Origin of the sequence: Parabacteroides vesiculifaciens (genome assembly GCF_049860805.1) — a bacterium.
Classification (GTDB): domain Bacteria; phylum Bacteroidota; class Bacteroidia; order Bacteroidales; family Tannerellaceae; genus Parabacteroides.
In genome coordinates, this window is record NZ_CP187555.1 from 230,113 (window position 1) to 250,415 (window position 20,303).

At 45.0% G+C, this 20,303-nt stretch carries 12 protein-coding genes; 8 read left to right on the forward strand and 4 right to left on the reverse strand.

The features are described from left to right. Nucleotides 1-9 precede the first annotated feature (9 nt). The 4 genes from ACPYIV_RS00970 to ACPYIV_RS00985 all read right to left on the reverse strand — a co-directional run bounded on the left by ACPYIV_RS00970 (nt 10) and on the right by ACPYIV_RS00985 (nt 6,697). A complete protein-coding gene (locus tag ACPYIV_RS00970) occupies nt 10-3,237 on the reverse strand; it encodes a SusC/RagA family TonB-linked outer membrane protein (RefSeq protein ID WP_293733963.1) in 3,228 nt (1,075 codons plus the stop codon). A gap of 142 nt (nt 3,238-3,379) precedes the next feature. Beyond that, complete coding sequence (locus ACPYIV_RS00975) at nt 3,380-4,351, reverse strand: FecR family protein (RefSeq protein ID WP_293733964.1); 972 nt, start codon at nt 4,349-4,351, stop codon at nt 3,380-3,382. A 175-nt stretch (nt 4,352-4,526) separates the two neighbouring features. Beyond that, nucleotides 4,527-5,525 carry an IS110 family transposase gene (locus ACPYIV_RS00980; protein ID WP_290092606.1) on the reverse strand — a complete coding sequence of 333 codons (999 nt, stop codon included), beginning with the start codon at nt 5,523-5,525 and terminating at the stop codon, nt 4,527-4,529. Between the two features lie 608 nt (nt 5,526-6,133). Next, nucleotides 6,134-6,697, reverse strand: coding sequence for an RNA polymerase sigma-70 factor (locus tag ACPYIV_RS00985; RefSeq protein ID WP_293733965.1), 564 nt, complete (start codon nt 6,695-6,697; stop codon nt 6,134-6,136). A gap of 323 nt (nt 6,698-7,020) precedes the next feature. Between ACPYIV_RS00985 and ACPYIV_RS00990 the strand changes: the two genes are divergently transcribed. From ACPYIV_RS00990 to ACPYIV_RS01025, 8 genes are all read left to right on the forward strand, one after another. After that, a complete protein-coding gene (locus ACPYIV_RS00990) occupies nt 7,021-7,572 on the forward strand; it encodes an RNA polymerase sigma-70 factor (RefSeq protein ID WP_293733966.1) in 552 nt (183 codons plus the stop codon). A 108-nt stretch (nt 7,573-7,680) separates the two neighbouring features. Further along, nucleotides 7,681-9,423, forward strand: a complete 1,743-nt coding sequence (locus tag ACPYIV_RS00995) for a DUF6057 family protein (protein ID WP_293733967.1) — start codon at nt 7,681-7,683, stop codon at nt 9,421-9,423. Nucleotides 9,424-9,433: 10 nt separating this feature from the next. Then, on the forward strand, nt 9,434-10,888 hold the full coding sequence (locus ACPYIV_RS01000) for a TolB family protein (RefSeq protein ID WP_425886484.1): 1,455 nt from the start codon (nt 9,434-9,436) through the stop codon (nt 10,886-10,888). A gap of 126 nt (nt 10,889-11,014) precedes the next feature. After that, entirely contained in the window at nt 11,015-12,010 is a 996-nt protein-coding gene (locus ACPYIV_RS01005) for a FecR family protein (protein WP_293733969.1), read from the forward strand. 103 nt (nt 12,011-12,113) lie between these two features. Next, entirely contained in the window at nt 12,114-15,542 is a 3,429-nt protein-coding gene (locus ACPYIV_RS01010) for a TonB-dependent receptor (protein WP_425885084.1), read from the forward strand. A gap of 6 nt (nt 15,543-15,548) precedes the next feature. Beyond that, a complete protein-coding gene (locus tag ACPYIV_RS01015) occupies nt 15,549-17,381 on the forward strand; it encodes a RagB/SusD family nutrient uptake outer membrane protein (protein ID WP_425885086.1) in 1,833 nt (610 codons plus the stop codon). A gap of 16 nt (nt 17,382-17,397) precedes the next feature. Beyond that, nucleotides 17,398-18,072 carry a DUF3823 domain-containing protein gene (locus ACPYIV_RS01020; protein WP_425885088.1) on the forward strand — a complete coding sequence of 225 codons (675 nt, stop codon included), beginning with the start codon at nt 17,398-17,400 and terminating at the stop codon, nt 18,070-18,072. A gap of 198 nt (nt 18,073-18,270) precedes the next feature. Further along, on the forward strand, nt 18,271-20,274 hold the full coding sequence (locus tag ACPYIV_RS01025; RefSeq protein WP_425885090.1) for a glutaminase domain-containing protein: 2,004 nt from the start codon (nt 18,271-18,273) through the stop codon (nt 20,272-20,274). The last annotated feature ends 29 nt before the right edge of the window (nt 20,275-20,303 follow it).

A 20,303-nucleotide genomic window follows, 5' to 3' on the forward strand; every position in this document is an offset into this window, starting at 1 on the left:
ACGTTACGATTAAAATTTGACAGATACTCCTAATGTGTAAGTCCGTGTAGACGGATAACGGTTCTTGTTGTCGACTCCTGGTGCCAAGCCGCTAATGCTTACTTCCGGATCGATACCGGAGTAGCCTGTGATAGTGGCAAGGTTGGAAATCGTGCCATAGATTCTCAGGCGTTTCATCCAGGAATTGAAGTGGAATGTATATCCTAAGGTCACATTGTCAATTTTCCAATAATTACCTTTTTCGATATAGTAGCTGACATATTGCAATTCCTGATCCGCCGCTAAAGGAACTTTCCCGTATTTGGTTTCGAACGCCGCACTCAGCACGTTTCCTCTTGACAGCATGACGGGCGCTTCATATTGCAGGCGCGGCATATTTAGAATGTCGAAACCGAAAGCACCGCGCATGGTCACGTTGAAATCGAAGTTCTTCCAGTTCAGCGTGTTGTTCCAGTTCAGGTAATGTTTGGGCAGGCCGTTCCCGATAACCTGTTTGTCTGTCGGTTGCAGTTCGGAGATCGGTTTCGGATTGCCATCGGCTCCTTCTATGATCCAATGCCCGTTCTCATCGATATCGATACTTTTGTATCCCCAGAAATTACCGATCGGTTGCCCTTCCTGGATGCGGTGGGTTGTTGTTTGCAAGGGTTCTCCCGTGGAGCCTTGATCCGAGTAGCCGCTGGAGACGAACTGGTCGTTGGAGAGTGACAGTAGTTCGTTTTTGTTTGTCGAGTAGTTCATGGATGTCGTCCATTGGAAATCATTTGTTTGGACAGGGACAACCGTGATACCGGCTTCTATCCCTTGGTTACGCATCGATCCGGCGTTTGCCACCATACGGGAGAACAGGTAAGGAGGAGAAGGCACGTCATAGTCCCATAACAAATCTTCTGTCTTGCGGTTGTAGTAATCGATATTACCAGTGATGCGATCTTCCCAAAAACCGAAGTCGAGACCGATGTTGACTTCTTTTTTCTTTTCCCATCTCAATTCGGGGTTCGCGTTTGAATCCGGTCGGATAGTTTTGATCCATTGATTGTTGTAATAGACATACGTTCCGAAGTTCAGCGTGTTCAGTGACATATACGGGTCACTCGGAACCGTTCCCGTGACACCATATCCGGCACGTAGTTTCAAGATGGACAAAACATCGGCATCTTCCAGGAACTGCTCCCCTTTGATGTTCCATGCAGCGGAAACGGATGGAAAGTTTCCCCATTTGTGGTCTGCCCCGAACTTGGTGGAGCCTTCGTGACGGAGGCTGGCTGCCAGCATATATTTCCCTTTATAGCTGTAGTTCAGACGGCCGAAATAACCGATCAACTTGCTTTCGTTTGCCGTCGAGTATTCCGTTCCGCGTCCGTCTTTCAGAGCCTGCCCTGTACCCATATTATTATAGGTATAGTCGTTGGAAGGAAAATTAAAGTTCTGCATATAAAAATTCTGGTAATGCGTCTTTTGCCAACTATATCCTCCCAATAAAGTAAACGAATGGTCTTCAAAGATGGTTTTCCTCCATTGCACGGTCAGTTCCGACAAATCATCATTAGAGCGCGTGGAACCGCGTGAAGCATAACCGTTTCTTCCGTCTTTCCAAGTGGATTTGTGTTGTTGGGTTTCGTAATATCCTCTGACTTGGTTGTAGGTATTGGAAGAAAACAGATATTTGATGTCCAACCCTTCGATAGGGGTGTAGGTGACATTGGCAAACATGCGCAGATTGGTTGCCTGGTTTTCTCCTTCCACTTCGTTCAGGAGGGATACAGGGTTGAAGTATTCGTTTTTCGTGCTTTCCGAATAGTTGCCATCTTTGTCGTATACAGGCGTGGTCGGATTGTATATCAAAGCGTTCCTATACACTTCGCTGTTGTAGCCTCCCCCATCGGAACCGGAGAAATAGGTCTGTTTGTAACCGCTCAGGCTAGCATTCAGTTTTAATTTGTTGTTGAACATACGGTGAGTGATTTCGACACGCGGATAGAACATCTGGTTGTTCGTGCGTTTGATCAGTCCGTTCAGGCCACGGTATTCGAAACTGGCCACATAATTGGTCGTACGACTACCACCGCGCAGGCTGATGTTGTAAATCTGTGTGAACGGTGTACGGGTCACTTCGTCCAGCCAGTCGGTAGACGCACCGTCGTCTTGTGCACCCGGCCATCCTTCCTGTACGCGCCGGCGATATTCGTCTGCTTTCATGAACGGCAAGGTCTTTGTGATTTGCTGGGTCGAAAGATAAGCATTGACGTCTACTTCCGTAGGCATTTCTCCATTGGCGTTCTTGGTCGTAATCAATATGACACCGTTTGTACCTCTGGTCCCGTAGATCGCGGCGGCAGAACCGTCTTTCAGGACGTCGATCTGTTCGATGTCATCGGGTGAGACGGAGTTCAGGTCGCCGGGTATCCCGTCAATGAGCACCAGAGGGCTGGAGCTGGCTTTCAAGGTGGTGATTCCACGCAGGGCGATCTGCGAGGTGGAAGTCGGATTGGCATCAGGTGTGATGATACTCAGGCCCGGAACTTTCCCTTTGATCAGTTGTGCGGCATCCGTAGTCGGCGTTTTGACGAAATCATCGGATTTGATCGTGGAAATGGAGCTGGCCACTTCCCCTTTCTTTTGCGTGCCGTATCCGACAACTACCACTTCGTCGAGGCTTTGCGTATCTTCGATCAACATGACATCAGCCGTTTGGTTGTTGCCGATCGTGATTTCCTTGGTCAGGTAACCGATGTAGGAAATTTGTAAGACAGCTTTTGGCGGGACTTCTAAAGTGTATTTCCCGTTTACGTCCGTGACTGTCCCGATGGAAGTGCCTTTTATGACCACGTTCGCACCGATGACGGGTTCCCCGTTGTTGTCGGTCACTGTTCCCGTGATGGTCCGGCTTTGTTGGCCGATAAGAGCAGTCTTGTCCGTGCCGTTCTTTTTCAGCAGGAGGATGTATCGGTTGTCGAATTCGTACGTGATATCAGTACCTTTGAATGCTTCTTCGAGATAGGATATCATTTTTCCGGATGTGTTTTGGACGGTAATGTAACGTTCCATGTCCACTTCGCGGCTTTTGAAAACAACCAGATAGTCGGTTTGATCTTCAATTTGAGCGATCAATTGTCCGACTGATATCGCGCTCTTTTCCAGTTTTATGATTGTGTTTTGCGTTTCCGAATTAACCGCTATCGTCTGGAAGGCACAGGCGAAAAGCATGAAGGACGGTAACAAAGTTTTAATTTTCATTTCTTTTTCTGAGTAATAAAGTGAATACTAAATGAATTTTGTAGATAAAGGCTTGTCTGTTGATGGCGGATCTTTCCGGTATCAACCATTGTTTTTACAGGTGTGTTTCCATAGGCATTCTTTTTAGATATTATACATTCGATTAACTGAGTGTGATGATATTGTTTTCTTCATCCTTTTGTATCTTGAATTTGTGTATTCTTTGTAACATCCTGAGTATATCGTCGATGCTGTCCCGTTGCCGGAATTTTCCAGTGTATTTCTCTTGGTAGATGGAAGGTCTTTTTATGATTATCCGGACATCATAATATAACTGCAACTTGTTCAGTATATCGACCAGTAACTCGTCTTTAAAGCTGTAGATCCCTTCTTTCCATAAAAAATAGTCATGATGGGAAATGGTACCCACCTTCATGGTCCCGTCTTTTATGCTTATTTGCTCGTTGGGTTTCAATAGGATGCTTTCATTTTCTTTGCCTGTAAAATAGACTTGGAGCGACCCTTCTATCAGGCTGGTTCTCATATCGTTGTTTTTGGGGTAGCTGCAAATATTGAATTGTGTGCCCAATACTTTCGTTTCTATGCCTTGTGATGAGACGATAAACGGTTTGTGTTTGTCTTTGGCTACGTCAAAGAAGGCTTCTCCATCCACACTGACTCTTCGTTCCTTTTTGTCAAAGATGGCAGGATAGGTGAGGGTCGTTTGGGAGTTCAGCCATACGGTAGTCCCGTCCTGAAGTGTCAGCCTGATGCGTTGTCCGGCTGGTACGTATAGTTTGTTTTCTATATTCTCTTGTGAAATTTCGGAATTCCGGTTCACTCCTGCCTGATAAGCGGATATGATAAGTAAAGTGATGATGGCTGCATATTTGAATAGGGAGAATGAGATCCGCCGTATGTGTTTTGCTCTCATTCTGCGCAAGAATCGAGTGTAGTTGTCTTGACCAGCCTTTTCCCCACAGGCAGCATCGGAGAATGACAATAGTGCGTATGTGTTTTTAAATAGGATGAATTGTTTTTTCAACTCGTCATCCGATTTAACCCGTTTTAAAAAATCCAGTCTTTCGTCTGCATCCAACTCCTCTTGGAAATATTTTTCGATTTGTTTTTCCATGCGAATGAAATATTATACTTTGTAAACACTTGGTGAGGGAAAACATACCAAAAGAAAAATCATTATTTTGCGTTGTTTTTTGGGGATTCATGTAGAAGCCGTGACTTATTGTAATCTATGTTCCCAACCAAATAAACGGAAAGATTTTAAAACAAATTAAGAATATTGCAAAAATCTAAGCCGTTTGGTCGAAAGTTTGGTTCCTGACCAATGCACAGATTCGATGTATCAGTTTGTTTCTAATATTGTTTATAACTAAATTATGATGCTTCCCCTCTTCTCTTTTGCGCCTGTAATATTCTCTTAATATTGGATCATGTATGGCAGCGGTTCGTGCCGCTTGGGTGAGTAGCGTGTTTAGTTTTTTATTGGCAAATCCACTTGTCTTGGCATTGCTTTTGACACTGGAGCCGGAGGTTCGTTGGAACGGTACCACTCCCGCATAGCAGGCCAGCTTGCGCGGATCGTCAAAACAGGTGAAGTTTTCGGTATAAACGATCAAAGCAAGGGCGTTGACAAAAGCCACGCCTTTGATGGATGTAATACGCTCATAATTGTTTTTGATCTCCTCTTCACTGTTGATCAGATCCATTATTTCCTTTTCCACATCTTTTATTTCACGGTTCAAGTTATCCACTTGTGTCAGGCTATGTTGATATATGTAATCTGTTGCGTGATTCCCTTTTAGGACCGAATGGAGTTCTTTGGCATGTACCAATGCTTCATTTTTCATTTTCACCAATAAATCACGGAATGTGAAAAATGAGTGCAGCGCCCGGATGGTTTCCGTATTGGGGGTATAGACCTTGGCCATATCCTCGAAACGGCAAGCGTATTGTGCGATCAGCAATGAATCCAATTTATCGTTTTTCCCGCGTTGCATGCCGCTGCTGTGTTTGATCCTGTAAGGATGTTCCAGCCACAGTGTATAACCCTCGTGCGCGAGAGTGTTACTCAAACAAACGCTGTAAAGTCCCGTGTTCTCACCGCAAAAGAGCATCTGATCTTTGCCTGTCTGCGGATAGCTATCACAAAGCCATGCCAACAGACTCTCATGTCCGGCAACATCATTACTGAACTCACGGTGGACACCTGAAGATATGTTTTCTTTCTCTATCACACTTACATCTACTTTTTTCTTGGAGAAATCAATCCCGATAAATAATTTATTCATACCTTTATATTGTTTTTGGATTAACCGAAAGCAGGAATGGGCTACTACTCTAAATGATATCCTATTATATATCAATAATCTATTTAGTCTTTGCCTGCTTGACTAACGGAAGTCTGTTACAATAACTAGTCTTTAAAGACTATCGTTTTCCATTAGTGTACTTCCGTTAGTCGGTTAATTTAGTTTCTTCATACAACAAAGATATAAATTAACCTCAGCTTCTTGCTTTACGCAAACTTAGAGTAATTTCGGACCTTATTGTATTATTTTCCAAAATACCCGTTAGTCTAAATCGAAACAGTAGCGCATAAAATTTGATTTTATACCCCGTCTATTTCAAATTTCCCGCAGTGGTAATATTTTTTAACAAATATGGATTTTACTTGTTTGCTGATAATCAATCAGATAGTATTTTGCTCGTTTTTTAGGGGGGATGTTGTATTTACGTATCATTTATAAAGACTGACAAAGGGGAAATTCCTATCGTTGGGGTTCTTAAGAATGGACAGTCAAATCATAAAGATATATATTTCCGAGTTTTCTACATGACAACATCATGGGAAGTAAGAAATTTTATAGCAGGAGAAAAATATTTCTACAGCCTGGTATCAATAAAAAAGGAAAAGACATAGAGGAAGATAGTCCTTTAGTTCGTTCCTGATCTTTTTATAGGCGATACCGATTTGGTTTCTGACTGTGTTGACCGATAGGTTCAGTTCGGTGGCGATTTGTTCTTGTTTTTTTCCCTCCAGTTTGTTCATGATGAAGATTTCCTTGCATTTGGCGGGCAGGCTGTCCAAGGCCCGGTTGATCAAATCTTCAATATCTTGGTCGGAGAAAATCTGCTGTTCGAAGGCCTCCAATGAATCCAAGTTCATGCGAAGGGTTATGTAATATTCCTCTTGTATTTTGTTTGAGGCTTCCTCGGTAATCGTTTTATGGCGCAGGTAGTTGAGGCATTTGTTCTTGATGATGGTGAACAGATAGGCGATCCGGATGGTTTGGTCAGCTAACATTTCCCGTTTTTCCCAAAGTTCCGCAAACATATCCTGTACGATGTTTTCCGCATCCTGTTCCGATATCACGTATTCTTGTGCGAAGCGTTTCATCTTCGGGAAATAGGAAAGGTAGATGTTTTCGAACAAACGGTCTTCTTTTTGCCGAGTTGACATATTATCATATATTTTGTGGCCTTCCATGCAGCCGGCAAAGGCTTAGTTGTTAAAAAGAAGTGGGCTGCTGTTCTTCATTCTGTTAGGTGTCGCCAAACCCCTGTACACGCACGAACAAGCAACCCACTTGGTATGGCAGGTCACTTGTGCCTTGCGTGTTGTTAAAAAATTGGCGACTTTAACAGAAAAAGGCACTTCTGAATATTCTACAAATAGTCTCTCCAGACATTGCAAATGTAGGCAAATTTTTTGTTTTGCGTAAAAAAGGATTAAATATGCTTCGTATATTTGCAACCGAATTAAAAAAAAATGTCGAAATCCGGATGAATACGAATAGTGATGACATATTATTGCTGAAATTGATTAAACAAGGAGATCAGATCGCTTTTCGGCATTTGTTTTATCAGTATGCGGATTCTTTGGAACGTTTTATTACCTATTATATCCATGATCGGGAAAAGTCGCAGGACTTGGTTTTGGATATTTTTACCTATATATGGGAAAACCGACAGACCTTCGAGATAAAACTGACCTTGAAGGCCTATTTGTTCCAGGCGGCACGCAATAAATCCTTCACCTATATCCGGGACAAGAAGATTCCGGTTTATCTGGAAGAAATGGAGGGGATGGAGGTTGTGCAGAACTATGATTCGGAATTGGAGTTGCGGGAACTCCATCATCTGATAGAGGAAGCGGTGTCGCTTTTGCCCGAGAAGTGCCGTGAGATATTCCGGAAAAGCCGTGAGGAGAACTTGACCAACAAGGAAATAGCCGGACAACTCCATATATCGGAGAAGACGGTGGAGGGGCAAATTACGATTGCGTTGAAGAAAATCAGAATCCATCTGGGCGATTCCTATTCTTATTTGTGGTAAAAACGGAGGCTCTTTTAGGGGGAAAAGCGTTTTTTCGAGTCTATATATATCTAAGGTGGCGGGGAAGATGGGTTCTTGGCTGCCGTATGATATATAATGTATAAGGCGATGAAGGCTAAATCATTCTTTTTTTGGGGGACTGTTTGCTGCTGTCTGTTTTGTTTCTTACAGGTGGGGTATCCGTTTTATTTTTATTATGCCGAGCAATTGCGGGTTTTTCCTCTCACTTGGGGCTGTTTTGAGGAAACGTGCCGGCAACCGGGCGGGTTGGCTTGCTGGCTGGGTGGTTTCCTTTTGCAGTTCTATCATCTTCCTTTTGGCGGGGCGTTGGTTTCGACCGGTTTGTTTTTGTCGGCAGGTGTGCTGATGCAACGGATCTGCCGACAGACGGTATCGTCTGTCTTTTGCTATTTGGCGGCTCTTTTGCCGATTTTGGCTTTGCTCCCCTTGCACATTGATGTGAATTACCGGTTGCAGGGGACGGTGGCCTATTGCTGTATGCTGGTGGCTTTCTTGTTCTATGTGCGTGTTGCCGTACCGTGGAAGCGAGTGTTGGCGGGTTGGTTGTCGACGGGTGTTTTGTTTGCTTTGGCAGGGCCGGTGGCGGCCTTGTTTGTTGCCGGAGTCGTGGTTCGGGAGGTGTTGTTGCGGGAAAAGGGGTGGCAAGGATGTTTGGCGCTTCCGCTGGGGATTGTCCTGATGCTTTGGTGGTCTTATCGTTTTTCTTGGCAACCCGAATACCGGATGGTTATTTTGCCGGATTTTTATTATGAACCTTTGTTGAAGACGAACAAGCTCTGTTGGGCTTGGCTGGCTTTTCTTTCGGGGCTTCTGGTGGCCTGTTTGCCAGTCGGGAAAGGTAGAGGCGTGTCGGGGAGGGTTGCTTGGTGGTGGGTCGTAGTCCAGCTTTTGCCTTTGTTTGTCTTTTTGGGGTGGATGAAAAAACGGGAGAATGGCATTTGGTTGAAAAACATGGAGTTGGATTATTACGTGAGGGGAGAGCAATGGGACAAGGTTGTGGACGGATATGAGGCGGCAGTATCGGATATGCGGACGTTGAGCCTGCTGAATTTGGCTTTGGCTTGCCGGGGCGAATTGGGAGACAAACTGTTCCATTATCCGCAGCAAGGCAAAGGCGGGTTGTTGCCCGAATGGGACAGTACGGTTTCGGGGGCGATCGTTTTGTCGGACATCTGCTACCAGATAGGGGATCTCTCTTCCGCTCAAAAGTTTGCTTTTGAAGGATATGTCTCTTCTGTAGATGGAAACCCGCGTCTTTTGCAACGCTTGGTGCAGACGAATATCCTGACCGGTGCTTATGTGGTAGCGGAAAAATACATCCGGATATTGGAGCAGACATTGTTCTATAAGGAATGGGCGGCTGGATGGCGGAAGTTTCTGTATCGGGATGACCTTGTGGAAAAGGAACCGTCGTTGGGCGGAAGAAGGCGGGCGTGGGGAAGAAACGGGCAATATGCTGTGTCTGCGGACTTGTTGGAGGTGTGGGAACGGTTGGCTGTGAACCATCCGGACAGGCCGGTCGCTTTCCAATATTTGTTGGGCTTTCATTTGTTGGGCAAGACTTTGAATCGTTTTGACGAGTTACACCGGAAATATTACCGGACGAAGGTGTGGCCTTCCCTTTCCGTTCACCAGCAGGAAGCCGTGGTGGCGTTTTATCAGAAGACTCCCCAGGTGTGGCCCGGCAAAGGGGTCGGGATGAAAGTCGAGTTGCGTTACGGTGCGTTTGACCAGGATATGAATACGAGGCATGGCTATGTCAATTTCCGGGATGTCATGGCCGGTCAGTATGGAGATACCTATTGGTTTTATTTAATGTTTAAGAAATAGAAGGAGCATGATGGAACGATTTTATTGCTTTTTAGTGGCGGCGATCTTGTTTTGTGCTTGTTCGGAGGACTGGGAAGATGGGAAACGGCTGAATGAAGCACCTGTTTTGTTCCCTGATTATGCAGGCACTACTATCCCGTACAATATAGCTCCGTTGAACTTTGCGGTCCGCTCGGATGGGTGCCGTGTGTCGGTCTTGTTTGAGGCGGGCACGGTAAAGTTCAAGGTGGAGGCTCCTGATGGGGAAGTTCGGATACCGGAAAGGAAATGGGGACGGCTTTTGCAGGAGGCGAAAGGCGATTCCGTCCGGCTCACGGTACCACGCAAGAAGGAGGGCCGGTGGGAGGTCTGGCAACCTGTGCCGTTGTATGTGGCGGCTGATCCGGTCGACTCCTATTTGGTGTATCGTTTGATAGAACCCGGCTATGCGTTGTGGAACAAAATGGGGATTTACCAACGTGAATTGGAGTCTTTCGAGGAGACGGCCGTTTTTGAGAACAAGATGACGGATTACAATTGTGTGAATTGCCATTCTTTCTGCGGGCATGATCCGGACAAGATGTTGTTCCATCTGCGTGCCAAGTTGGCCGGAACCGTGTTGGCCTATGGAGGCGAGGTCGAGTTGTTGGATACGAAAACGGATAAGACGATATCGGCTTTTACTTATCCCTATTGGCATCCTTCGGGGCGTTACATCGCCTTTTCCACCAATAAGACGACCCAGCAGTTGCATCCCACTTTGCGGACGGAGGTCTACGACACGGCATCTGATGTGGTCGTTTATGATGTGGAGCGGCATACGGTCTTGTCTGTACCCGGACTTGCTTCGAAAGCAAGTTTTGAGACGTTCCCTTCTTTTTCTCCAGATGGAAAGAGCTTGTATTATTGTACCGCTCCGGCTTGCCTGATGCCTGATTCCATCGGGAAGTTGGCTTATAGTTTGTGCCGTATCCCGTTCGATCCCGATTTGGGAACGTTCGGTACGCAGGTGGATACATTGTTCGATGCTCGTGTGAATGGGAAAAGTGTTTCTTTCCCAAGGGTTTCTCCGGATGGCCGGTTCTTGCTTTGTACTTTGTCAGGTTATGGCACTTTCCCGATTTGGCATAAGGATGCCGACCTGTATATGATCGACTTGGAGTCCGGATCGGGTTTCTGTCCTGAAACACTTAACAGCAGCGATACGGAAAGCTACCATTCGTGGTCGTCCAACGGAAGGTGGATCGTGTTTAGCAGCAGGCGTTTGGATGGGTTGTACACGCGTCCTTTCATTGCGTATGTCGGGAAAGACGGAAAAACCGGTAAACCGTTTTTGCTCCCTCAGAAGGAGGCGGACTATTATGACGGCTTGATGAGATCGTATAATATACCTGAGTTTGTCACCGGCAAAGTGGCCGATCGTGCCTATCAGATTCGCTGTTTAGCGGAACGAGGCGGAAGAGTTGTCTCTTGTTCCGGTTCTTGATTTTTTTTACAATAAGCCTTTATCCTTGTTGATTGGATATTATCACGGTTAGGAATCGCGAAATTTTGGAAAAAAACGATTTGTGTTTAGGGGATACCTTCCTTTTTCGAGTCTCACGTTTCATAAATGGAACGAAGAGACAAAAATATACCGTGGAAAGCGATTATCCGGAAATTCAAATATGAGATTTCGGAAAAGGAACAGGCTGACTTGGATGTATGGCTTGCCGATGAGGAAAACCATGCCCGGTTCCAGAGCTGGCAATCACTTTGGTTGTCTATCATGGAAGAAAATATGCGGTACATTTCCAATGTCGATGCTTTGTGGAAAAGGATGGAGAAACGTATGAAAAAGGCGGAGCCGCGAGTGGTCAAGTTGCCTTTGCGTTCTTTTCGTATGTGTACGGCTGTGGTTGCAGCTTTATTTATCCTGTTGTTCTCTTTTGCCGGTTATATGACGACCGAATGGTATAAGGCAAGCAATACAGTATTGGTTTATTCTTCCTTGAATGGAAAATCCCGGGTCTGTTTACCGGATAGTACCCTCGTTTGGTTGAATACCGGATCGACGTTGGAATATTTTGTTTCCCGTTGGAGTAAAGAACGGAATGTCCGTCTCAAAGGAGAGGCTTATTTCGATGTGTCGGAAGATCCGGAACGTCTTTTTGTGGTGGAGGGTGGTGGTGTGGTCGTGAAGGTACATGGGACGGTTTTTAACATGAAGGCACGGGAAAAACAGGAGTATGTGGATGTCAGCTTGTTGTCCGGATTGGTCGTTGTGGAGAATTCCGGCGTGTCAAGAAACCTGAATCCGGGCGAAACGGCCATATGCAAAAGAAATAGTCCCAGCATCGAAAAGAAAACCACAGATGCCTCTATCGCTTGCCTTTGGACAAAAGGGGCTTTGCGTTTTGAGAAAAAGACGATTTATGAACTGGTCGGATATCTGTCGGAATGGTATGGCATGGAGATCCGGCTGGACCCGTTGTTGCCGACCGACCAAGCTTATACCTTTTCGATTACACATGAACCGCTTGAGGAGGTGCTTAGCCTAATTGCCAAGATAACCCCGATTGAGTATGTTTTTGATGAAGATAATACAGTGAGAATAACAAGAAAGTAGTAACAATTAAATCAATATGCCTATGAAACACACATAAAAAGTAATTCCGAATTTGTAACAATTAAATCATTAATTAGTAATTTATTAAATCTTAAAAAGGGTTATGAAGAAACGAAAGCTCTTTGGTACCAGTGGCATTTTGAAATGGAAGATGCCGCTATTGATAAGCATTTTATTTTGGATGAGTTTGCCTGGAACGGCCGAAGCTGAAGTCCAGCTTCGTTCTATCTCGCTCCGGTTGGAAAATGTTTCGTTGAGTGAGGCGCTTTCCCGGATTGAGGAGGCAAGCGGTTATTCATTTTTCTATGATGAGAATAAAATCGATTTGTCTCGTCATGTAAGCGTGAATGCTAAAAACAAGGCAGTCAAGGATATTTTGAAAAATATCCTGTCTTCAACGGGAATGACGTTTGAGATATCGAACAATCAGATTGTCCTGATCCCGGAAAAGAAAGTTGCTGCAAAGGAAGCTTCTGTGGCTGTCGTGCAGCAACAGACACATACGGTGAAAGGTGTGGTAGTCGACAATTTGGGTGAACCGGTGCCGGGTGCCAATGTCGTGGAAAAAGGAACGACCAATGGTATCATTACGGATATGGATGGTGCCTTTTCATTGACGGTAGCTCCTGATGCTGTATTGGAAATTTCTTATATCGGTTATGTCACTCAGGCTGTTTCGGTCAAAGGGAAATCTACTTTGAACATTACTTTGCGTGAAGATTCGCAGGCGTTGGAAGAAGTGGTAGTGACAGGTTTTGGTCTGTCGCAGAAAAAGGCGACGCTGACGGGTGCTGTTACCGCTGTCGGATCAGAGGATATCAGTCGTTCGGTTGCTTCCACTGCGTCGGGGGCACTGGTCGGTAAGATTGCCGGTCTGAACACGCGCCAGACGGATGGACGTCCGGGAGCATCGACCAGCATTCAGATCCGTAACATGGGTGATCCGTTGTATGTGATCGATGGTGTACAGTCGGATGCGGGGCAATTCAACAATATCGACTTCAATGATATCGAAAGTATTTCGGTCTTGAAGGATGCTTCTGCAGCCATTTATGGTGTGCGTGCGGCGAATGGTGTTGTCGTTGTCAATACGAAAAAAGGTAAACGGAATACTAAGAACACGGTTTCTCTGAATGCTTACTACGGTTGGCAGAATCCGTCTACTTTCCCGAAACCTGCGGATGCGGCAACTTATATCACCAACTATATTCAGTCTGAAACGGTTCAGGGTAGAACCGACTATACATATAGTAAGGAAGACTATCAGAAATGGTTGGCGGGAAAAGAGAAAGGATATGTGCCGTTTGATTGGTATGACTTCATCTGGGAAACCAATCCGCAGTATTATCTGAATGCTAATATATCCGGTGGTTCGGATAAAACGAACTATTATGTATCTGTCGGTCACATGAGCCAAGACGCGATGATTGTAAATTATGGCGGGTTTAAACGTACCAATGTGCAGATGAACATTGATACACAAATCACTTCTCGTTTGAAAGTGGGAGCTTCTATGAATGGCCGTATAGAAGAAAGGAAGAACCCGGGTGTTCCGGAGGCAGACGATTATTGGATGCCTCGTTTTGGGACATATCGGAATTTGCCGACAAAACGTCCTTTTGCGAATGACAATCCTAAATATCCGACATTGACTTCTTCTAATGCCGCGACGAATTTCGGATGGTTGAATTATGAATTGTCCGGAGAATATAAGGAAACTTGGCGTGTAGCACAGTTGCAAGCTACGGCAGAGTATGATATTTTCGATGGTTTGAAAGCAAAGGCTTTAGTCGGGTATTATTTGGCATATCAACAGATGAATAACCAAGAATATACATATAAATTGTATGGTTATGATGAAGCAACAGATACTTATCCGGTGATTTTCGAGAATAATAATCCTTGGAGAGAAAGACGTGTTGGACATAATGAAGAATTGATGTCGAATATTCAACTTTCTTATAATAAAAAATTCGGAGATCATAATGTCGCTGCTATTGTTGGTTTTGAATCGATTAAACGGGATACACCGACGTCTTGGCTTCATGCTATCCCGACAGCCAATGCTTTGCATTTGATAGATTATGAAACAATGGATACATATAATGATGAGGGCAATGAGACTGAAGCTCGTTTAGGGTGGATGTTCCGTGGCAACTATGATTATGCCAATAAGTATCTGGTTGAGTTTTCGGCTCGTTATGACGGGTCTTGGAAATTCCCGCCCAATCATCGTTGGGGATTCTTCCCTTCTGCTTCTATCGGTTGGCGTATTTCGGAAGAAAATTTCTGGAAGGAATCCAAATTGTCGAATGTTTTCAGTGATTTGAAAATCCGCGGATCATACGGTATGGTAGGTGACGATAACGTTTCCGGATATGCAGCGTTCGATTATATGAGCGGTTATAACTATAAGAATGGCGGTTCGGTTATTGATGGAAAATATACAATCGGTTCGGTGCCACGTGGGCTTCCGGTGACGACGTTGTCTTGGATCAAGGCCAAGATCCTGGATGTGGGCTTTGATGTCGCTTTCTTGGATAATCGCTTGACTGGCCAGTTCGACTTCTTCCGCCGTCAGCGTGACGGGCTTCCTGCTTCCCGCTATGATGTCCTGTTGCCGTCGGAAGTCGGTTTCAGCCTGCCGCAAGAAAACTTGAATTCGGATGTACATATGGGGTATGATGCTGCTGTTCGCTGGACGGATAAAATCGAAGACTTTACGTATTCTGTCGGTGGTAATATCACGTATTCCCGTTTTTATGATTGGGACCAGTATAAACCGCGCTTCTCTAACTCCTGGGATGTTTATCGCAATTCCATCTCGCACCGTTTCGGTTACTTGAACTGGGGATTGGAGGCTATTGGTCAGTTCCAGAGCTGGGAAGAGATTGCCACTTATCCTATCGACAATGACCGCCAGGGGAATAAGACGCTTCGTCCGGGTGACATCAAATATAAGGATGTGAATGGTGACGGCGTGATCAATGGCCTGGATGAACGGCCGATCGGATATCGGGAAGATTCTACTCCGATTCTGAATTTCGGTTTGAATTTTTCATTCGCTTGGAAAGGATTTGATTTGGCGTTCGATTTTACTGGGGGTGCGATGGGATCATGGTATCAACAGTGGGAACAGCGTAACCCGTTCCACGATGGTGGCAATAACCCGCAATACTATATGGAAAACACATGGCGCTTGTCTGATATCTGGAATGCGGATAGTGAGCTGATACCGGGAAAATATCCGATGTTGCTGATCGGTAATAGTTCGCATAGTAACTACTGGAACAGTACGTTCTGGAAAAAGAATGTACGGTATGTCAAATTACGCAATTTAGAATTGGGATATACGCTTCCGAAGCATATTACGGAAAAGGCATTGGTTACGGATTTGCGCTTTTATGTGGCGGGAACCAACTTGCTGACATTTACCAATGCTCCGGGTATTGATCCTGAATCAACGGAAGGAAATGGTTTGGGATATCCGACTACGCGTATTATAAATATTGGTGTAAACCTTAAATTTTAGGTAGAAATGAAGAAAAGATATATAATGTCAGTCTTGGCTGCTTGTCTGTTCTCGGCAACGGCTTGTAGTGATTTTTTGGATCGTGAGCCTGATAAGATCATGACGGATGACCAGATTTTCGGTGATGCGGTAATGATTAAATCAGTTTTAGCTAATTATTATGGTCGTGTGACATGGGGGCAACACATTAACGATAGCTATTCTATGACTTATATTGATGATGCGGCTAAGATGGACGGAGGGCCTGACCAGCGTTCTACATTTGAAGATAACCTTTGGAGAGTCTACGATTATACCTTTATCCGGAATGTCAATCAGTTTTTGAAAGGATTGCGTGAAACGGAGGTTCTTAAGGATTCGGAAAAGGCTCCATTGGAAGGTGAGGCTCGTTTTTTGCGGGCTTGGTGTTATTTCAATATGTGCCGTGGTTTGGGCGGTATGCCTATTATTGGAGATGAAGTGTTTGATTATCAGCCTGGAATGGATGTAACTTCAATGCAGTTTCCTCGCTCGACGGAAGCCGAAATGTATGATTATATCATAAGTGAATGTCAGGCTATCTATAATATGTTACCGGCAGAGAAACAGATCAATTCAGCTCGTGCGAATAAGTGGACTGCCAAGATGTTGGAAGCCCGTGCTGCTATCTATGCTGCTTCTATAGCTAATTATAATAATAAAATGTCGACTCCGATTCGGACAGATGGAGGAGAAGTAGGAATTCCGGCAGATAAGGCTTCCGATTATTATAAGAAGGCTTTAGCCGCCGCTGAAGATGTGATGAAGAACAGTCCTTATCTTTTGCAGGATCGGCGTCCGGACAATAAAGGGTTAAACTTTTATGAGGCGACATCTGTAAAAGATAATAATACAGAGGTTATTTGGGCACGGGACTATAAATATCCGGGGCAGACTGTCGAGTTTACGAAATTTAATATTCCTAAATCTCATGCGGAGGATATTGATAATAGTTATGGCGGTCCTGTTTTGAATCTGGTTGAAGCTTATGAATTGCTTGACACGGATACTCCTGGGGCGGATAGTAAGGTCGTGACTACTGAAAATGGTATGTTTAAGTTTTATGATTCGTCTGATGCTCCATTCAAAGATCGTGATCCTCGTTTATGGGGAACTATCATTTATCCGGGAGCGGAATTGAGAAGTGTTCCAGTTGTATTGCAGGCTGGCCAATTGGTAAAGAATAATGGGGAATGGGAGTTGATAGCTGGCGATTTGGATTCTAAAGATGCAAATGGAAAAGCGTTGACTGCGCTAAACGGTCCGAAAGAATCGAATGAACAGTATGTTAATAAGACTGGTTTTTATTATCGCAAGTTTATTGATGAAACTCCCGGAGCTTCTACACGTGGTCGTAACTCCGAAATGTGGATGCCTCGTTTCCGTATGTCTGAAGCTTATATGATTGCGGCCGAAGCTTCTTTCGAATTGAACAACGGACGTGCAGCCGAATTTATCAATGCTGTACGTAATCGTGCAGGTGTGAAGCCGTTGGAAAAGGTGACGTTCGAGAATATCGTACATGAGTATCGCGTAGAGTTTGCATTCGAAGACCATCGCTATTGGGACATGAAGCGTTGGCGTCTGGCCGATAAGGTCTGGAACGGAAACAACAATGACCCGCAAGCTCGCCACCGTCGTCTCTGGCCCTACCGTGTGGTTGCTCCGGGTGATCCGAACGATGGCAAGTGGGTGTTTGTGGAAGACTTCTTGTTCATGTCTCCGAATGCACGTTATTTCCGGATGCAGAATTATTATAACTTCCTTGATTTGGGTTGGGTTAACAATAATCCGAAGTTGGTGAAGAACCCGTATCAATAATTAAAAAAATATGAATATGAAGATTGTATCTAATATTTTTTCGATAATTTTACTACTGGTATTGTTTTCCGGTTGTGGAAAAGATAATTTTGATGCGCCGGAATCCAAGCTGGTCGGTAGAGTTACCTATCAGGGACAGGCTTTGAACGTGCGTGGTACCGGCGAAGCTGTCCAGTTGCAATTATATCAGGACGGTTATGAAAAGAATGATCCGATTTCTGTCTTTGTGGGACAGGATGGCACTTTTTCCGCTCTTTTGTTTGATGGTGAATATCGTTTGACGACAAGAGACGGGAACGGACCGTGGGTAAATAGTCATGAGTCCGTAACCGTACATCTGAATGGACATACGGAAGTGAATTTGGAAGTCACTCCGTATTTTACGATTTCAAACGAACAATTGTCCGTTGCTGGATCGGTAATGAATGCTTCATTTACGATTAACCAGATCGTACCGGAAGCAAAGATCAGCCGGGTGATGTTATTGTTGAGCAAGACGCAGTTTGCGGATGATGTGAACAACCTGTTCCGTCAGGATTTCTCGGATGTCACTCCTGGTAGCATGAACTTGTCTGCCAATATTGGCGGTAATACCGAGATCGCAAAGGCGAAAGCCCTTTATGCCCGTGTCGGTGTTTTGGCTAATGGCGCGGATCAGGCGATCTACTCGCCGGTGGTTCGATTGAAGTGATAAGGTTGTAGCCGGGTAGGACGATTGAGATACGTTGTCCTATCCGGCTTTATGTATCAAGCTGATTTCATGCGGTTTTGATTGATATTTGAAGATAAATGATTGATAATTGAAAATGTGATAGAAGGCGAAAGAATATCTTTGCACATGATTTTTTATCAAGTCAGTTTGTGTTTAATTATATATATATTATTAGAGATGAAGAAGGCCTTTCTGATACTATTGATTTGTTGCCAAGGGATATTGCTGAACGTATCCTGCGGTTTTGGGAGTTTGTTTGAGCCGGATAAAAGGAACGCATTACGCGCTCCTTCTTATCCGCTTATTTCTGTCGATCCTTATACTAGTGTTTGGTCGTTTGCCGATGAATTGAATACAGATGCAACCCGCCATTGGACCGGCAAAGAGCAGGCCTTGTTGGGGGTAGTGGATGTGGATGGAGTTTCTTATCGTTTCATGGGAAAGGAAACACCGGAAGAGGGGACATCGGTTCGTTTTGCAACTGCCGCCCGGCAGTTGTCCGTAAATATCCTTCCTACGCAAACTTATTATACATTTGAGTGTGGTCCGGTTTTGCTCGATGTCGTTTTTACGGCTCCGTTATTGCTGGATGATTTGGACCGTATGTCCATGCCGGTCAATTATATATCGTGGCAGGTCCGTTCGGCGGATCAAAAGGAGCATGAGGTGCGGGTGAGTGTCGAGGCCTTTTCTTCTTTGGCAGTCAATACGGAGGACCAGGCGGTTGTGGTTGGCAGGGAGGTGGAAAACGGAATCTCTTATTTGAAGGTGGGAACGGAAGAACAAGCTGTTTTGCTACGCAAAGGAGATGATGTCCGCATCGACTGGGGTTACTTTTATTTGGCGGCACAAGTGGAAAAAGAGACGCTAATGGAGGTCGGCGATCGGAAACAACTTGTCTACAGCCATACGCTGGAGGTTGTGCCTTCTTCTCCGAAGGCCGGTTTCTTGATGGTGGGGTATGACGATTTGTATGCCATCCAGTATTTTAAGGATAACCGGATGGCGTATTGGAAACATAACGGGAAGAAAACTATCCGGCAGGCCTTTGAAGAGTCGGCCAAAGAATATCGCTCGCTTATGAAGCGTTGTCGGGATTTCGATAATCATTTGATGGAAGATGCAGAGCAGGCAGGTGGAAAAAAATATGCAGATTTGTGTGCTTTGGCTTATCGGCAGGCAGTGGCGGCACATAAGTTGGTGGAAGACAAAGAAGGAAATCTGTTGTTCCTTTCTAAGGAGAATTTCAGCAATGGTTCGATTGGTACGGTCGATGTGACGTATCCGTCCGCCCCTTTGTTCTTGCTTTATAATCCGGATTTGTTGAAAGGAATGTTGAATCCGATTTTTTATTACAGCGAAAGCGGACAGTGGAACAAGCCTTTTGCTGCCCATGATGTCGGGACTTATCCGCATGCCAACGGGCAGACTTATCCTTATGATATGCCGGTGGAAGAGTGTGGCAATATGTTGATTCTGACGACTGCGATTGCTTTACGTGAAGGAAATGCAGAGTATGCCCGCAAACACTGGGAAACATTGGGGATTTGGGCCGATTATCTGTTGAAAGAGGGGCTTGATCCGGACAATCAATTGTGTACGGATGATTTCGCCGGACATCTTGCCCGTAATGCCAACCTTTCGGTCAAGGCGATCATGGGGATTGCCGGGTATGGAAAACTTGCCGAGATGTTGGGAGACGATGAACAAGCCGTCCGATATCTCTCGGCTGCCCGCGAGATGGCGGAAACATGGGAACGGATGGCTGACGATGGAGATCATTTCCGGTTGACATTCGATAAAGAAGGGTCGTGGAGTCAGAAGTATAATCTGGTTTGGGACAAGGTTTGGGGAACAAAGGTCTTTCCGGAACGGATCGCCCGGAAGGAGGTGGCCTTTTATTTGACAAAACAGCAGCCGTTCGGACTTCCCCTTGACAGTCGGAAGACGTATACCAAGGTGGATTGGATTATGTGGACTGCTTGTTTGGCTGACACGCCGGAAGACTTCGGGCGTTTGGTTGAACCTGTGTGCAAGTATGTGAATGAAACGGAACCACGTGTACCTTTGACGGATTGGTATGAGGCGGTTGATGGTAAATCCATCAATATGCGTGCCCGTTCCGTTGTAGGCGGATTCTTTATGAAGATGCTGGAAAAGGAGATGGAAAAGAGTAATTAGTTTTATAAATTATTAATTTATTAAGTTAT

What these genes read in the sequence shown, in the direction of transcription:
- ACPYIV_RS01015 (WP_425885086.1), top strand. Translation starts at nt 15,549, where the DNA reads ATGAAGAAAAGATATATAATGTCAGTCTTGGCTGCTTGTCTGTTCTCG.
- ACPYIV_RS00975 (WP_293733964.1), bottom strand. Translation starts at nt 4,351, where the DNA reads ATGGAAAAACAAATCGAAAAATATTTCCAAGAGGAGTTGGATGCAGAC.
- ACPYIV_RS00990 (WP_293733966.1), top strand. Translation starts at nt 7,021, where the DNA reads ATGAATACGAATAGTGATGACATATTATTGCTGAAATTGATTAAACAA.
- ACPYIV_RS00985 (WP_293733965.1), bottom strand. Translation starts at nt 6,697, where the DNA reads ATGTCAACTCGGCAAAAAGAAGACCGTTTGTTCGAAAACATCTACCTT.
- ACPYIV_RS01020 (WP_425885088.1), top strand. Translation starts at nt 17,398, where the DNA reads ATGAAGATTGTATCTAATATTTTTTCGATAATTTTACTACTGGTATTG.
- ACPYIV_RS01025 (WP_425885090.1), top strand. Translation starts at nt 18,271, where the DNA reads ATGAAGAAGGCCTTTCTGATACTATTGATTTGTTGCCAAGGGATATTG.
- ACPYIV_RS01010 (WP_425885084.1), top strand. Translation starts at nt 12,114, where the DNA reads ATGAAGAAACGAAAGCTCTTTGGTACCAGTGGCATTTTGAAATGGAAG.
- ACPYIV_RS01000 (WP_425886484.1), top strand. Translation starts at nt 9,434, where the DNA reads ATGGAACGATTTTATTGCTTTTTAGTGGCGGCGATCTTGTTTTGTGCT.
- ACPYIV_RS00995 (WP_293733967.1), top strand. Translation starts at nt 7,681, where the DNA reads ATGAAGGCTAAATCATTCTTTTTTTGGGGGACTGTTTGCTGCTGTCTG.
- ACPYIV_RS00980 (WP_290092606.1), bottom strand. Translation starts at nt 5,525, where the DNA reads ATGAATAAATTATTTATCGGGATTGATTTCTCCAAGAAAAAAGTAGAT.
- ACPYIV_RS00970 (WP_293733963.1), bottom strand. Translation starts at nt 3,237, where the DNA reads ATGAAAATTAAAACTTTGTTACCGTCCTTCATGCTTTTCGCCTGTGCC.
- ACPYIV_RS01005 (WP_293733969.1), top strand. Translation starts at nt 11,015, where the DNA reads ATGGAACGAAGAGACAAAAATATACCGTGGAAAGCGATTATCCGGAAA.